Consider the following 14,978-nt stretch of genomic DNA (forward strand, 5'->3'; position numbering starts at 1 on the left):
GGCGAGCGTTCTGGGCAATCACGCCGACGGCGGATCGGCCGGCGCTCGACGGGTGGGGCGGGTCGGTCAGAACTGGTAGGAGAGGGTCGCCGTAACATTGCGCTCGGCGCCGAAGTAGCAGTACTCGAGCGAGTTGCAGGAGGCGACGTACTCCTTGTCGAGCAGGTTACCGACGTTGATTCGGCCGTTGATCCCTTCCATGCCCAGCTTGCTGAAGTCATAGCCGAGTGCGGCATCGACCAGCGTATAGTCGGGCACCGTTTCGCTATTGACGCGATCCGCATAGATGCCGCCGTAGTAGCGCACGCCAACGCCGGCATCGACCCCGTCTAGCATGCCGCTGTCGAATGCATAGTGGCCCCAAAGGTTGGCCTGGTGACGCGGTGCGTAAATGGCGTAGCTGCCTTCTTCACCCGGCACGTCGCTCTTCTCGTAGGTGATGTCGGTGTAGGCGTAGCCGGCTTCGACGCGGAAGTTGTCGGTCAGCCAAGTTCGGGTCTCCAGCTCCACGCCCTGAGAGCGAATCTCCCCGATCGCCCGGTAAGGGTCGACGGGCTGCTCCTTGGTCGCCACGTTTTCCTGATCGATGCGAAACAGCGATACGCTGTAGCGATTCCGAGTCCCCGGCGGTTCGTACTTCAGCCCCGTTTCCCACTGCTCACCCTCCATGGGCTCCAGCAAGTCGCCATCTTCGTCAACGAAGCTCGTCGGGGTGAAAGCGGTGTTGTAGCTCAGATAGGGTGCGAAGCCGTTGTCAAAGAGATAGAGCACCCCGGCGCGGCCGCTGAACTGGGTATCCTCCAGCGAACTTTTGTCGCCAGTGAGCTTGTTGGTGTTGTCGATATCGACCCAGTCATAGCGCCCGCCGAGCGTCAGGCGCCAGCGGTCGATCGCCATCTGATCCTGCAGGTAGATGCCGGTCTGATCGAGCTGGTGACGCTCCTGCGTACCGGGGTAGAGGGCAGTAGGGTCGGCGCCGTACTCAGGGCTGAAGGGGTTGATCGACGGAAATGCGCCGGAAGGCCAGTCGACGTCGTTGTCACGCTTCTGGTAGTCGATGCCCACCAGCACGGTGTGGTCGATGAAGCCGCTTTCGAAATTCGACTCCACTTGGTTGTCGAGCGTCCACGCCTGCAGCGATTCGCGTCCGCCGGAGTAGTAGCGCGTGAGTTCGTTGGTGTCGTCGATCCAGCCGTATTGGTAGACCTGATTGAGTTCGGTGTCGGCGTTGAGATAGCGCAGTTTCTGACGCGCGATGACGTCGTCGCTGAAGCGGTGTTCGAGGTCGTAGCCAAACATGCGCTGATAGCGCTCGAATTTGTCGTAATCCGGTTCACCATCGAAGAAGGTATTGTCTATGTGCTTACCGTTATGCGAGCTGACCGCACCCTCATAGGGCGCACCGGAGTGGTAGCCGCCCTCCGGGTCGTGCTGCAGGTAGGCCATGACGGTGATCGAGGTGTCGTCTGTCGGGTCCCACGTCAGTGAGGGCATGATCGCGTAGCGATCTTCCTCGACGTTATCGAACTGTGTATCGCTCTGCGTGCCGATCCCGACCAGCCGGTAGGCCACGCGCCGGCTCTCGCCCAGCGGTCCGGAGAAGTCGAACGCCGCGCTCTGATAGTCGTTGCTACCGGCTCGCAGACGAATTTCGTTGCGTGACTCGAACAGCGGCTGCTTGCTGGTGAGCGCCACTAGCCCGCCGGGAGAAGAGCGTCCGTAGAGCACCGAGGCCGGCCCTTTGACGATCTCCATGCTCTCCAAAAACCACGGATCGATGACCATCGAGCTATAGCCGTTGGTATCGCCCATTACCTTCAGGCCGTCGAGATAGGTGTTGCTCAGGCTGCCGTCGGAGAAGCCGCGCATGACGAGATAGTCGTAGCGATTGGAAGCGCCCACCTGATTGGTGTAAACGCCTGGCGTGTACTGGGCGGCATCGCGAAGGGTGCGGACGCCGCGCTCGTCCATCTCCTCGCGATCGACGGTCGACACTGTCTGCGGGGTTTCCAAGAAGGACGTTTCGGTCTTAGTCGCGGCGGTGGGCGCGGTGACCGTGACCGTGTCGAGCGAGTCGGTGTTCGCCGTGCCGTCGGCCGACTGGGCGAACGTCGCCTGGGGAAGCAGTAGCGACACGCCGATGAGGCAGACGGTAGGGGGCAGGTGACGACGCGAGACACGCATGGAGGCTCCTGATGAGACTGGATGTTAAGTGTTATCGAGAATTATTCCCGATAACGCTCAGGGAGCGCCTATTCACGGTGACGAAACGTCTATGCGCAGTGACGAAACCTCTATTCAAAGTGCCAAACGACGGCGGTTACGTCAGCGCGGAGGGAACGCGAGCCGTGGCGGCGATGTCTCGCGGCGCGACGCCGTGATAGCGGCGAAAGGCGGTGGCGAAGTTGGAGGGGTGACGATAGCCGACGCGGAAGGCCACTTCCTGCACCTCGCCGCCTTCGCGCAGCAGCCGGTGCGCCAGCGTCAGCCGGCACTCGCGTAGATGATCGAACAGCGGGCGACCGTAGCGCTGGCGGTACTTGCTGCGCAGCGAACTCGCACTCATGCAGGCGATGCGCGCCAGCGAGGCGAGCGTATGGGCGTCGCCGGGGCGCTCCTGAATCAGGCGGTGGACCCCTGCCAGTCGGTCACCGAAGGCACACGGCGATGGGGAATCCTCCGGTGTGACGGCCGTCATCGCCTCGGCGAGTAGCTGCAGCGCCAGCCCTTCGGCCAGCAGCGCCCCGCCGGCGACGTCAGGGCGCGCGAGCCAGTGCGAAAGCGATGCCCGCAAGCCATCGCTCGCGGTAACCGGCCAGCATCCGCCGGGCGTTTCCAACAGGGGGCGAAGCCGCGCGAGCCGCGGGTCCGTCGTCAGCGCCGAGGCCGGCAGCGTCAGGTTGACGGCGCGTACCCGCGGTTGCGCGACGTGGCACGCGCTAAGGCGGCCGGTGCCGGTGTAGGCGAGCAGTACGCCGCGCTCCGCGGTCAGCCGGTGGGTCCGTTCGCCGAGCGTGATCGCCGCCTCGCCTTCCAGCAGTTGGACCAGCGAGAGATGGGCGGGGGCGTCGTCGCGGGCATGACTCTCGTAGGTGCGATGCACGCAGAGATCCGAGCCCACCAGCTGCCACCCCGCGGCGAGACGCTGCTCGTCGACGCGCCCCTCGGCGATCGCCGCGGCGGAGCGGTGGGATCTTTCCAGCGCGGGAAAGCGATGCGCGACCCGGTAGCGGCGCTCGAAATGGCCGAAGTCATCGACCGTCAGCGTGCGCTTGTCCGGGGAGCCGATAGGGCGTGCGGCATCGGGAGCGAGAGGCGGCATGATAGCGATCCAACGACGAGAACGATCTGCGAATGATAATCGTCTTCGTCGAAGAAGCCCAAGGCGTCTGGCGGATCAACCGGGCACGAGCCGGTGCGGCCACGACAACGCCGCGCCCATGAGAAAAGCGCGGCGCGGCAATACCCGGTGTGAATAGCGCGAAGCGAGGAGAGCGCTACCAGGCGAGAATCGCGACGATCACCAGCGCGAAGAGCGCCCATTTGATGGCGTAGTAGAGCGTCTTGTTGCGCTTCTTGAGCGCCTTGCCTTGCTTGCGCACCGCATAGAGATACTTGAACGCCCGGTTCAGGCCGCCGGTACGGTCGCTATCGTCGTTGGGCGAGCTGGCCGCGGCCATCAGCGTGCGGCCGAAGAAGCGGTTGAGCCCCTGCGCCCAGCGATACTTCATGGGGCGCTCGATGTCGCAGAAGAGAATCAGGCGATCCTGCTCCGAGCCGTTCTCCGCCCGGTGGAGGTAGGTCTCGTCGAACATCACCGCCTCGCCGTCGCGCCAGCTGTATTTTTCGCCGTCGACATCGATGTAGCAGCGGTCGTCGTTGGGCGTCACCAGCCCCAGGTGGTAGCGCATGGAGCCGGCGTAGGGGTCGCGGTGCAGCGTCAGGTGGCTGCCGGCGGGCAGCTCGGCGAACATCGCCGCCTTCACGTTGGGAATGCCCGCGAGCAGTTCGGTGGTGCGCGGGCAGAGCTCCCGCGCCGACGGGTGGCTGTCGCCGTACCACTTCAGATAGAAGCGCTTCCAGCCGCGGCGGAAGAAGGAGTTGAAGCCGGCGTCGTTGTAGCTCGAAGCGGCCTTGATGTGGTCCTGCAGCGCCATCGCCTCGTCGCGAATCTCCCGCCAGTTGCCGGTGAGATGCTCGAGCTCGGGGTACTTGGCGAGGTCGTGATACGGCTGGTCCCTGTCGCGGCCGAACAGCGTCATCAGCGCGTTGATCGGCGCCATGAAGGTCGAGTGATCGGAGGCCTGGCGCAGCGGCCGGTGACGTACCTTGCCGCGAAAATGGGTGTAGAGCACGCTGGCGACGAACAGCAGGATGAGAATCCACTTGATCATGGTGACGGCCTTCCAGAAAACGACGGCGGCGACCCGAAGTGGTCGCCATCGCTCAATAAAGTTTGGAGGCTTACGATTGTCGCGGGATCGCGATCAGGGTCAAGAGGTGATCGTCGATTTCGGTGACCTGACCGGCGAGGCGCGCGCCCGCGGGCCAGTGGGGAGAGAGCGTCGTCAGTAGCTCAAGCGTCGCGGTGCGCTCTGCCGGCTGCCAGTCGATCAGGCGGGCATCGTGGAAGTAGAAGCGCCGCTCCACCAGCGGAAAGAGCGCCTTGAACAGGCTCTCCTTGAGCGAGAACGCGGTGGTGACGAACTCGCTGGCGGCGGTGTCATCGAGGGTGGCGAGCCAGTCGCGTTCGGCCTCGACCAGAATCTGCGGGGCGAGCCTTCGCGCGCGCTCGGCGGGTATGCGCGCCTCCGCATCGATCCCCAGCCCGGCCACATGATCGCGGCTTGCCACCGCCGCGGCGGCAAGGCCCCGGCTATGGGTGATCGAGCCGACCGTGCCGCGCGGCCACGCCGGCGGCCCGGCCGACGTCTGCCCCGGGGCGCTCGTCTCGTGCGTTAGCCCCTGCAGTGCCTGCTGCGCGCAGAGCCGCCCGGCGACGTACTCCGCCCGGCGCTTGTCGGCGGAAGCGAGCAGGCGTTCGGAGAGCTCGATCCGATACGTCGAGGAATCGATAGCGGCCAGCGCCGATGTCTCGAAACGCATCGCCGAGAATTGCGCGGACGCCAGCGACTGCCGCCAGGGCCAGTCGCGGTCCAGCGGCTGGCATCCCGGCGGCAGGGGAAGAGAGGGTAGGGGCGAAGCGGTCATGCCGTGGCGATCACCGGTCGACGAGGACGGCGTCCAGTTCCACCGGCACATCGTCGCCGATCTGCTGATAGCCCATCATCGAGAGGATCGAGCGCACGGTCTGATTCTTCATCAGCTCGCGGCCGTCGATGGAGACCGGCTCGGCGTTGCGCACGCGCACCACGTTCTCGGCTTCGCGAGTGAAGCGCACCGGCAGCTGCTCCTCGCGCTGCTCGCCGTTGGCATCGGTGCGCAGGTTGATCACCGCCACCGTCGACTGGCCGACGTCGAGCGAGTTGATCCGCTCCGGCGGCAGCTGGGTGACTACCGTGACCAGCGTGGTGTTGGTGAGTGAATTCATCCACGGCGGCAGGTTGCCCAGCCGATCGATGATGTCCGTCTGGTTGAGCCGCACCGGCAGGCGCAGCGTGCCGTCCGCGCTGATCTGCCCCTCCATCCGGTTGAGCGAATGCTCGTGAGGGATGGAGTCTCCCGCGCTGGTGATCTCCGTGACCGTCGCGGTCACGCGGGACTGGTTCGGATCCATCTGCCACGCCGCCTGCGCTAGCGTACTGCCCGCGATCAGGCCGGTGGCGAGAGACAGGCTCGTCAGGCGGCGAATGAGAGTGCTCGATGACATGGGTGTCCTCCCTGGACGACTGGGCTTGCGACGGCTGGCCTGTGCCGAACGCTTTGGGTATCATACGGCTCCCGCGTTTCCGGGCCTATAGCTCAGTTGGTTAGAGCAGGGGACTCATAATCCCTTGGTCGTAGGTTCAAGTCCTACTGGGCCCACCATTATCCCCCGCGATTTTCTGCAGCATCAGACACCGAAGCCGCCAACAGGTTGCGTTTGCAGGCCCGTGTGCGTCGCATTCGGCGTCGTCAGCTCGAATTTCCGTCGCTAAACTACCTTGAAAGTTTTGCCCGGTTATCGTCAGCGTTCGCTGGGCTTCCGTACGCCTATCGATTGGCCGGCAACTACGCGTTAGCGACGCGCTGTGATAGAAAGGGCCGGGTATCGGGACATCGGGTAGTCTGCGATCTGAATAGCATCTCAAAGCAGACGCTCCTCGATAAAGAAAGCGGCCGTAATGAACCCTCGTTCAGGGTGATATGGAAAATTACGCCGGTGTACTCACGTTACACGATGTAGCTGATGATTGATCAGACGCTTGAAGAGGCCGGGCAGGTTGATCCCCAGATAGAAGCGACCAGAGATCGGCTCGAGCCAACGGGAACGGATACAGGGTCGCGAAACGAGTAGCGGATCGCTGGTACCGGGGAACAGGGAATTAGTGATGGGCGGGATCAGGGAAAGAGCGCTTTAGACGCTCAAGAACCTTGAGGATCTACCGATGAGAACTGAAAACAGTCTAATCGGGGAATCGTCATGCCGGGGAACGCAGCAGAAGGATTGATGCTGACCGGCGGAGGAATGATCGTTGGAAGCTGGTTGGCACTGTGGGTTGAGCCTTCCAATCATAAGTTAAATGTCATCCGCATCGCAGTCTGCGGTGCGATCTCCATTGCCGCTTTCATTCTTTGGGTAAGAATGGGAGCTCTTGGCACTGTATTGCTAGTGGCAGAACATCCAGTGCTAGGAATGCTCCTTGTATCTGTAGTGGCGTACGGCGTCTTCGTTTTTGTTGTTGAACCGATTTTGATCCGGTTTAAATGTGGATGTAGTTCTGCTAGCGAGAGCTTTAAAAAGGCTGTGGTGGAGCTTTTGGGAGAAACTATTGAAAATAATGAGCCGAAAGGAAGCGGCAGCGAAAAAAAGACGTATGAAAGCGCAGTTGGTTATCAAAGCGAAGACGAAGTTAGTGATGAAAAGGTAGATTTACATGAAAATATCATGGGAGGTGAAATATGCTTGATAAAAAAGCAATTGTTAACGCCAGCTGAGGAACTTGCTTATAGGCTCATAAAAGATAAATACCAATCCCGCTTTTATGTTCTTGTTAAAATCCGCGCCTCAGAGGTAATTAAGCCCGATTTTTCTGCCTATAGAGAAAAGAATGGCGAATATGAAGCAATCTATGAAAAACTTTGTCAATGGAGTTTTGATTTTCTGCTGTGCTATAAAAGCGACTTTAGCGTCTGCTGCGCAATAAATTTGAATCAAAAGGATCGCAAGTCAGCACTCCAAGAAGACGACGACAAGACTTTAGACAAGGCATGTAGAGCTGCAGGTATCAGAATAGAAAGGATGAAAGTAAATTATGAGCAGAAAAGAATTGAAAAAGTTTTCGGATAAAATAAACTCAAGCAAAAAATACAGGATAATAGGAAGCACGGCAATCATTATTATTTTGCTTGCACTAGGAGTTTTTTCGCCCGCATTTTTTGACATGCATCACACGCCACCATCTGTTTTAAGCTTTGTAGTGGCAGCAATATTTTCAACTATCGTAGCTATATTGGTGAGTGAGACGAATAAGGAAAATGAAATAGGGAAGCATAGGGAGAAATGGCTTAGTGATTTGAAATTCCATTGTGCGGATTATACTAGTAATCTTGCATCATCTTTTGGGGAGCTATTGAAGGCGATCGAAGATGATGGGTTTAAAACTGTTAAAGAAATAAGAGATTCATTCTGGTCAGAAGAGTATATATCAGTATCAAATGACCTTTTCTTGAAGTCAGAAACAAAATTTAATTTAATTTCGCTATATTTAAATTCGTCAAGTGATAAAAACGAAGGTATTTTGTATGGTGAGACAAGGATGCTAAGGGAACTGGATATAGCTTTTGCTGAAAGAGTGCAGCATGCGTTGGACGATAATAGTTTAGAAAAAGTAAAAGAGGTTTCTTCTGAGCTCCAAGAGTTTCTGCTAAAGGGTTTCTTAGATTATCACGCTAAAGTAAAAAGGTATGTGGACGGGGAATGGAAAACCATCAAAAACGGGCATTTTTATTATAATTTCAAGAGAATGATGTTAATGGGGGCGTTGGTATACGTAGCTTCATTTTATTTTTCTTATACTGTTAACTATTACGAGGACTGTTTTTCAGTAAACGACGAGGTGAAGAGTTATTGCGTATTGAAAAAATGACGTGTCAACCAAGGGTCAACAGGGTGGACGCTTACCGACAGGTTGTGTCGGCTTTAGTTTCTATAACTGGCTGATGTTTCGAAGAAAGACGGTTTGTGACGGATTCGCGAAAGATTTCGTAATTCGTTGGTCAGTTAGCAGAGTCGCGTACGGCTAGGTGTCAACCAACTGTCAACGCCGTTGACGCTTGAAGACGGGTGTTGACAGTTAGTTGCTCGGTAAAGGGCTGATTTTACGAGAGAAGACGGCTAGTGGCGTTGTTTAACTCGCTCTCATAATCCCTTGGTTGCTGGGGGTTAATTTATTTTAGTCGTTGAGTTATGTTTGCCTCTTATAAGTGTCTCTAGGCAGATTCAAAATCGGTTTGTCGATTGCTCTCTTCGGATTTTAAAAAGTAAGCGTGCATTCGTTCATCGGTTGACCCTCTTCCTTGCCGCCAAACACTCTGTCCTACTGGCACCCGCCAGACGCGCGTTCTAACCTCCCTCCCATCCATTTCGCACTCAACACGGGCGCGCGCGAACGTACCGCGCCTAAAGACTGGAGGTCAGCCAATGAAAGTCCTAGTGATCGGCGCAACGGGCGGTATCGGTTCTCGGCTACTGCCGATGTTGATCGGCAACGGGCATGAGGTGGTCGGGCTGCACCGTAAGCCGGGGCAGGCGTCGGCGATCGAGCAGGCCGGCGGTCAGGCGGTGCTGGGGGACATCATCACGATGTCGGTCGATGATCTCGCCCAGGCAGCCAGCGGCTGCGACGCCATCGTCTTCTCCGCGGGGGCGGCGGGGAGTGGCCCGGACAGAACCACGGCGATCGACGGCGACGGGCCGATCAAAGCGGTCGAGGCGGCGCGGGCGGCGGGTGTCTCGCGGTTCTATCTCGTTTCGGCGTTCCCCGAGGCGGGTCGGGGCGGGGAGCCCAAGCCGGGGTTCGAGCACTACATGGCGGAGAAGAAGCGCGCGGACGTGGCGGTCGCGGCCTCCGAGCTCGGCTGGGTCATTCTGCGTCCCGGCAAGCTGCTCGACGAGGCGGGCGCGGGTCGTGTCGCGCTGGGGGCGGCGCTGCCCTACGGGTCGGTCTCGCGGGATAGCGTGGCCCAGGTGCTGGCGGCGCTGCTGGAGACGCCGGCGGTCACTGGTGAGATCCTGGAGCTGACGGACGGGGAAGTCGCCGTTGATGACGCGGTGAGCCGGCTGGTGCGCTAACTCGCTGCGCTGGCGAAAGCGAGCTTTTTATCGCGTCGTTCCATTGGCCGGTTTCATGAAGCCTCGGGTATGGGCGTTCTCGTGTGGAGCCTCCACGCCCTCTCCCCCTCTTTCACTGCGCTATCGGTATTCGAGAATTATTATCGAATGCGATATGGCATCATCCGTCACTCGCTGGAGGTGACGGAGAAGCGCGTGAACGAATCGAGAGGGTGGCGAGACGACGGCGAACGCTATGGCCGGGTCAGCCGCTGGCTTCACTGGAGTATCGCGGGGCTGCTGCTGACGCAGTTCACCACGGTGCTGGCCTGGCGCTGGCTGGGGAGTACGCCGCTGACGCAGGCGCTGGCGGCAGTGGCGCCTCACGGGCTGGTCGGGCTGACGGTATTCGTATTGATGGCGGTGCGGTTGATCTGGGCCTGGGGGATGCGGGCGGCGAGCGCGCGGCCCATGCAGTCGGCAAATGCCGTCGGAGAGGCGGCGAGAGTGGGGCACATGATTCTGAATGCGCTGACGCTGTGCATTCCCGGCGCGGCGATTCTGCGCTCGTGGGCGTCCGGGCGGGGAATGGAGGTGTGGGGCGTGCGGTTCATTCCTGGCGCCGAGCGTCAGATGCCATTGCTGGAAATGCCGGCGGATTGGCTGCACTCGACGCTTGCCTGGGCGCTGCTGGCGCTGGCGTTGGGGCATGGCGCGGCGGCGCTGTCGCACCGACTGATCGCGCGGGATGGCACGCTACAGCGAATGCTCTAGTCGTGCCGGAAGAAAAAAGACTCGTTTGGGTTGAGAGCGCAAGCGCCGTCATCCAGGCCGAGTCAGGCGGTCGCAGGGAGCAACCCAAATCTTGCCGTCAGACGGCATATCCTCGAATCCGAATCCGCTCGAGTCTCGATTTATCATGGACTTGAGGGTTATCGGCGATAGGGTGTCCAGATTAACGGCTTCTATCTTTTTTTAACCTGGATTAAGCAGGGTAAAAAGTCGCCAATTCGTTCGACGGCGGTGACGGCATCGGGTTCAGTGGTGTCCGGCGATGGCCTGGGAAGGCATCACTGCCGGATTGGCCCGGTTGCGGGTCGAAGGCTGGGGCAGCTCGTGTTCAGCGCAGCTGGCTGTCCTTACTCGCGCGGCGGTTGTAGCCGCTGGCGTGCGTCTGGCGCTTGTCCGCCGCCGCCTGACACTCGATGCAGAGCCGCACACCGGGAACGGCCTCACGCCGCGCTTCGGGGATCGGGGCCTCGCACTCCTCGCACTCCTCGAGGCTCGGCCCGTGGTGGTGAAGCCGCTCACGCGCTTCGCGAATGCCATCTTCCACGGTGCTATCGATCTGATCCTGAACCGCGCCGTCTTTTGCCCAGCCGCTGGCCATTGTCCGTCTCCCGAGTGGGTATCACCTAGATATGGGGCCATTGCGCCCTGGGCGCAAGTCAAAGCGCGATCTCCGGGCGCCGGAGCGCTGAAAGCGTGGGCCAGTGCCACCAAAGTCTAACTGCTGTGCCCAGTGCGTTTCCGTAGATTTGGCGTCGACTAGCTTGGGTCTTCCATTGGCCCAACGACGTTCCCGCCAGACGCACTCGCGTCGTCTCTCCCCAGGGGCCTGACATGATCACATTCATCGCATCGATCCTGCTGCTGATAGCGGGATATTTCACGTACGGCAAATTCGTGGAGCGGGTGTTCGTCGCCGACCGCAAGCGACGCACGCCGGCCTTCACGATGCGCGACGACATCGACTACGTGCCGATGAAGTCCACGCGCAATTCCTTGATTCAGCTGCTCAATATCGCCGGTGTCGGGCCGATCTTCGGGCCGATTTTGGGCGCACTCTACGGCCCGGTGGCGTTCGTCTGGATCGTCATCGGCTGCATCTTCGCCGGCGCGGTTCACGACTATCTCACCGGCATGATCTCGATCCGCAACCACGGCGCGCACCTGCCGCAGCTGGCGGGCAAGTTCCTGGGCAAGGCGATGAAGCACGTGGTCAACGGCTTCGCGATTCTGCTGTTGCTTCTGGTGGGCACGGTGTTCGTCACCTCGCCGGCGACGCTGCTTTCCAACATGACGTCGCTGTCGCTCACGCTGGTGACCCTGGTGATCTTCGCCTACTACCTGATCGCCACGCTGCTGCCGATCGACAAGGTGATCGGTCGCGTCTATCCCTACTTCGGCGCACTGCTGCTGTTCAGCGCGCTGGGCATCGGGCTGGGCATGCTCTTCACCGGCGCGCCGATTCCGGAACTCTCGTTCCAGAACATGCATCCGGACAATGCGCCGATCTTCCCGCTGCTGTTCCTGACCATTTCCTGCGGGGCGCTGTCGGGCTTTCACGCGACGCAGACGCCGATCATCTCGCGCACCACGGAGAACGAGAGCAACGGTCGCAAGATCTTCTACGGCATGATGATCACCGAGGGCGTGATCGCGATGATCTGGGCCGCGGCGGCAATGAGCCTGTTCCACGGTGACCAGTCGCTCTCCAGCGTGCTGGCCGCAGGCGGCCCGGCAGCGGTGGTGAGCGAAGTCTCTACCCACATGCTCGGTGCCATCGGCGGCACGCTAGCGATCCTGGGTGTCATCGTGCTGCCGATCACATCCGGCGACACGGCGTTTCGCAGCGCCCGCATGATCATCGCGGACTACCTGAAGATCGATCAGCGCCCGATCGTGCGCCGCATTCTGATCGCCGCACCGCTGTTCGTGGTCTCCTACGCGCTGACGCACATGGACTTCACGCTGCTGTGGCGCTACTTCTCCTGGGCCAACCAGACCACCGCGGTCATCGCGCTGTGGGTGGCGACGATGTATCTGGTACTGGCGCGCAAGCCGCATCTGATCACCTCCATCCCGGCGGTGTTCATGACCATGGCCACCTTCACCTACCTGGCCTACGCGCCCATCGGCTTCGGGCTTTCGCTGCAGATGAGCTACGTGGCGGCGGCCATCGGCACGCTGATCTGCATCGCGCTGTTCATGAAGCGGGTGCGGCGTCTCAGTGGCGGGATCTTCGCCGTCGACGAGCCGGAGGTGCCGGAGTTCCGCAACGGCCGGCCGGTGGAGACGCTCGCCGCGAGCTGATCGAACTCACCGCCCAACGCAAACGGGCCCGCACCAATGGTGCGGGCCCGTTTCTGTTTTGCCGTCCACCAACACCGTGTGTCGGCAGCGGCGTCAGAGTGCCATCGCAGCCGCCCGGCGAACCGGGCGGCCGTCGATCAGGAGGCCTTGTAGAGCTTGTCCAGCGCGGCGTTGAGCGTCTGGCTCGGGCGCATCGCCTGGCTGGTCAGCTCGCGGTTCGGGTGGTAGTAACCCTGGATGTCGACCGGCTTGCCCTGCGCCGAGTTGAGCTCGTCGACGATCTTCTGCTCGTTGTCGCCGAGGGTCTTGGCGATCTCTTCGAACAGCGACTTCAGCTCCTGGTCTTCGGTCTGCGCGGCGAGTTCGCGCGCCCAGTAGAGTGCCAGATAGAAGTGGCTGCCGCGGTTGTCGAGATCGCCGGTCTTGCGCTTGGGCGACTTGTCGGCATCGAGGAATTCGCCGTTGGCGCGGTCCAGCGTCGCCGCCAGTACCTTGGCGCGGGCGTTGTCGAAGGTGCTGCCCAGGTGCTCGAGCGAGGCGGCCAGCGCCAGGAACTCGCCCAGCGAATCCCAGCGCAGGTGGTTCTCTTCGACCAGCTGCTGAACGTGCTTGGGCGCGGAGCCGCCGGCGCCGGTCTCGAACAGGCCGCCGCCGTTCATCAGCGGGACGATGGAGAGCATCTTGGCGCTGGTGCCGAGCTCCATGATCGGGAAGAGGTCGGTCAGGTAGTCGCGCAGCACGTTACCGGTGACCGAGATGGTGTCTTCGCCGCGGCGGATACGCTCGAGCGAGAAGGTCATCGCTTCGTCCGGCGCCAGGATGCGGATATCCAAGCCGCTGGTGTCGTGATCCTTGAGGTAGGTCTCGACCTTCTCGATCAGCTTGGCATCGTGGGCGCGTTCGGCGTCGAGCCAGAAGATCGCCGGGGTCTGGCTCTCGCGGGCGCGGTTGACCGCCAGCTTGACCCAGTCCTTGATCGGCGCGTCCTTGGTCTGACACATGCGCCAGATGTCGCCGGCTTCGACGTCGTGGCTGAACAGCGTCTGGCCGTTTTCGTCGGTGACGACGACGGTGCCGTCCGCCGGGATCTGGAAGGTCTTGTCGTGAGAGCCGTACTCTTCGGCCTTCTGCGCCATCAGGCCCACGTTGGGCACGCTGCCCATGGTGGTCGGATCGAAGGCGCCGTTCTCCTTGCAGTCCTCGATCACGGTCTGATAGATCGTCGCGTAGCAGCGATCCGGGATCACCGCCTTGGCGTCGTGCAGCGCGTCGTCGGCGCCCCACATCTTGCCGGAGTCGCGGATCATCGCCGGCATCGAGGCGTCGATGATCACGTCACTCGGCACGTGCAGGTTGGTAATGCCCTTGTGGGAGTCGACCATCGCCATCGGCGGGCGCTCTTTGTAGAGCGCGTCGATGTCGGACTTGATCGCTTGCTGCTGTTCGCTCGGCAGCTTCTCGATCGCGCTGTAGAGATCGCCGATACCGCTGTTGGGGTTGAAGCCGGCCAGATCGAGGGCTTCGCGGTGCGTCTTGAGCACGTCCTTGTAGAACTCCTCGACCACGATGCCGAACATGATCGGGTCAGAGACCTTCATCATGGTTGCCTTCAGGTGCAGCGAGAAGAGCACGCCGCGCTTCTTGGCGTCCTTGATTTCACGGTCGATGAAGTTGCGCAGACGGCGGCTGCTCATGCGCGAGGCGTCGACGACTTCGCCTTCCTGCACGCTCAAGTTCTCCTTGAGCACGACCTCGGTGCCGTCCTTCTGCTTGAGGGCGATCTTCAGCTTGCCGGCCTGGTCGATCACGGCGGACTGCTCGCTGCCGTAGAAGTCGCCTTCTTCCATGTGCGCGACGTGGGACTGCGACTCGCCGCTCCACTCGCCCATGCGGTGCGGATACTTCTGCACGTAGTTTTTCACCGACTTCGGCGCGCGACGATCGGAGTTGCCTTCGCGCAGCACCGGGTTGACCGCGCTGCCCTTGGCCTTGTCATAGGCGGCCTTGATCGCTTTTTCGTCGTCGTTCTGCGGGGAGTCGGGGTAGTCCGGCAGAGGATAGCCCTGACCCTGAAGCTCCTTGATCGTGGCTTTCAGCTGCGGGCCGGAGGCGCTGATGTTGGGCAGCTTGATGATGTTGGCTTCCGGCGTCTTGGCCAGCTCGCCGAGCTCGGCCAGATCGTCGCTGACGCGCTGCTCGTCGTTCAGAAGGTCCGGAAACTGCGCCAGGACGCGCCCGGCCAGAGAGATGTCGCGGGTTTCGACGGTGATGCCGGCGGTCCCGGTGAACGCTTCGACGATCGGCAGCAGCGAGAAGGTGGCGAGCGCGGGCGCCTCGTCGGTCAGCGTGTAGATGATCTTGGGCGTGTTGGGCATGGCAGGGATGACCTCTCTTGTCTCAGCGGTGGCAAAACTCGACTCGCGGTGAAGCCGCCGGATCGGGTTGTCGA

At 60.9% G+C, this 14,978-nt stretch carries 12 protein-coding genes and 1 tRNA gene; 6 read left to right on the plus strand and 7 right to left on the minus strand.

Annotated elements, in window-relative coordinates; translation table 11 throughout:
• Nucleotides 1-66 precede the first annotated feature (66 nt).
• From DOM33_RS08520 to DOM33_RS08540, 5 genes are all read right to left on the minus strand, one after another.
• Nucleotides 67-2,184, minus strand: a complete 2,118-nt coding sequence (locus tag DOM33_RS08520; RefSeq protein WP_110667895.1) for a TonB-dependent siderophore receptor — start codon at nucleotides 2,182-2,184, stop codon at nucleotides 67-69.
• Between the two features lie 136 nt (nucleotides 2,185-2,320).
• Nucleotides 2,321-3,322, minus strand: a complete 1,002-nt coding sequence (locus DOM33_RS08525; RefSeq protein ID WP_239495307.1) for a helix-turn-helix transcriptional regulator — start codon at nucleotides 3,320-3,322, stop codon at nucleotides 2,321-2,323.
• A 175-nt stretch (nucleotides 3,323-3,497) separates the two neighbouring features.
• Nucleotides 3,498-4,394: a lipid A hydroxylase LpxO gene (lpxO, locus tag DOM33_RS08530; RefSeq protein WP_110667897.1), complete on the minus strand. Its 897-nt coding sequence runs from the start codon at nucleotides 4,392-4,394 to the stop codon at nucleotides 3,498-3,500.
• A gap of 70 nt (nucleotides 4,395-4,464) precedes the next feature.
• Entirely contained in the window at nucleotides 4,465-5,211 is a 747-nt protein-coding gene (locus DOM33_RS08535) for a 4'-phosphopantetheinyl transferase family protein (protein WP_162617936.1), read from the minus strand.
• Between the two features lie 10 nt (nucleotides 5,212-5,221).
• Complete coding sequence (locus tag DOM33_RS08540; protein ID WP_239495308.1) at nucleotides 5,222-5,830, minus strand: hypothetical protein; 609 nt, start codon at nucleotides 5,828-5,830, stop codon at nucleotides 5,222-5,224.
• 81 nt (nucleotides 5,831-5,911) lie between these two features.
• On the opposite strand from DOM33_RS08540, the gene DOM33_RS08545 reads away from it, so the two are divergent.
• The 5 genes from DOM33_RS08545 (at nucleotide 5,912) to DOM33_RS08560 (ending at nucleotide 10,207) form a co-directional block, all read left to right on the plus strand.
• Nucleotides 5,912-5,988 (plus strand) — tRNA-Ile (locus DOM33_RS08545).
• 595 nt (nucleotides 5,989-6,583) lie between these two features.
• Nucleotides 6,584-7,450 carry a DUF2726 domain-containing protein gene (locus DOM33_RS08550; protein ID WP_110667901.1) on the plus strand — a complete coding sequence of 289 codons (867 nt, stop codon included), beginning with the start codon at nucleotides 6,584-6,586 and terminating at the stop codon, nucleotides 7,448-7,450.
• The gene (locus DOM33_RS16165; RefSeq protein ID WP_162617937.1) at nucleotides 7,416-8,249 is read left to right on the plus strand and encodes a hypothetical protein; all 834 of its coding nucleotides are present in this window, start codon (nucleotides 7,416-7,418) and stop codon (nucleotides 8,247-8,249) included. Before DOM33_RS08550 ends, DOM33_RS16165 begins: the two co-directional genes overlap by 35 nt.
• Before the next feature lie 554 nt (nucleotides 8,250-8,803).
• Complete coding sequence (locus DOM33_RS08555; protein WP_110667903.1) at nucleotides 8,804-9,454, plus strand: SDR family oxidoreductase; 651 nt, start codon at nucleotides 8,804-8,806, stop codon at nucleotides 9,452-9,454.
• A gap of 195 nt (nucleotides 9,455-9,649) precedes the next feature.
• Complete coding sequence (locus tag DOM33_RS08560) at nucleotides 9,650-10,207, plus strand: cytochrome b (RefSeq protein WP_162617938.1); 558 nt, start codon at nucleotides 9,650-9,652, stop codon at nucleotides 10,205-10,207.
• A gap of 346 nt (nucleotides 10,208-10,553) precedes the next feature.
• Here the strand turns inward: DOM33_RS08560 and DOM33_RS08565 are convergent, their stop codons facing one another.
• Entirely contained in the window at nucleotides 10,554-10,823 is a 270-nt protein-coding gene (locus DOM33_RS08565) for a DksA/TraR family C4-type zinc finger protein (RefSeq protein ID WP_110667907.1), read from the minus strand.
• 233 nt (nucleotides 10,824-11,056) lie between these two features.
• Here DOM33_RS08565 and DOM33_RS08570 point away from each other — a divergent pair, with 233 nt between their 5' ends.
• Nucleotides 11,057-12,529, plus strand: a complete 1,473-nt coding sequence (locus DOM33_RS08570; protein WP_110667909.1) for a carbon starvation CstA family protein — start codon at nucleotides 11,057-11,059, stop codon at nucleotides 12,527-12,529.
• 137 nt (nucleotides 12,530-12,666) lie between these two features.
• Here the strand turns inward: DOM33_RS08570 and DOM33_RS08575 are convergent, their stop codons facing one another.
• Nucleotides 12,667-14,904 carry an NADP-dependent isocitrate dehydrogenase gene (locus DOM33_RS08575; RefSeq protein WP_110667910.1) on the minus strand — a complete coding sequence of 746 codons (2,238 nt, stop codon included), beginning with the start codon at nucleotides 14,902-14,904 and terminating at the stop codon, nucleotides 12,667-12,669.
• Nucleotides 14,905-14,978: the final 74 nt, after the last annotated feature.

It is taken from the genome of Salinicola halophilus (assembly GCF_003206155.1).
Classification (GTDB): Bacteria; Pseudomonadota; Gammaproteobacteria; order Pseudomonadales; family Halomonadaceae; genus Salinicola; species Salinicola halophilus.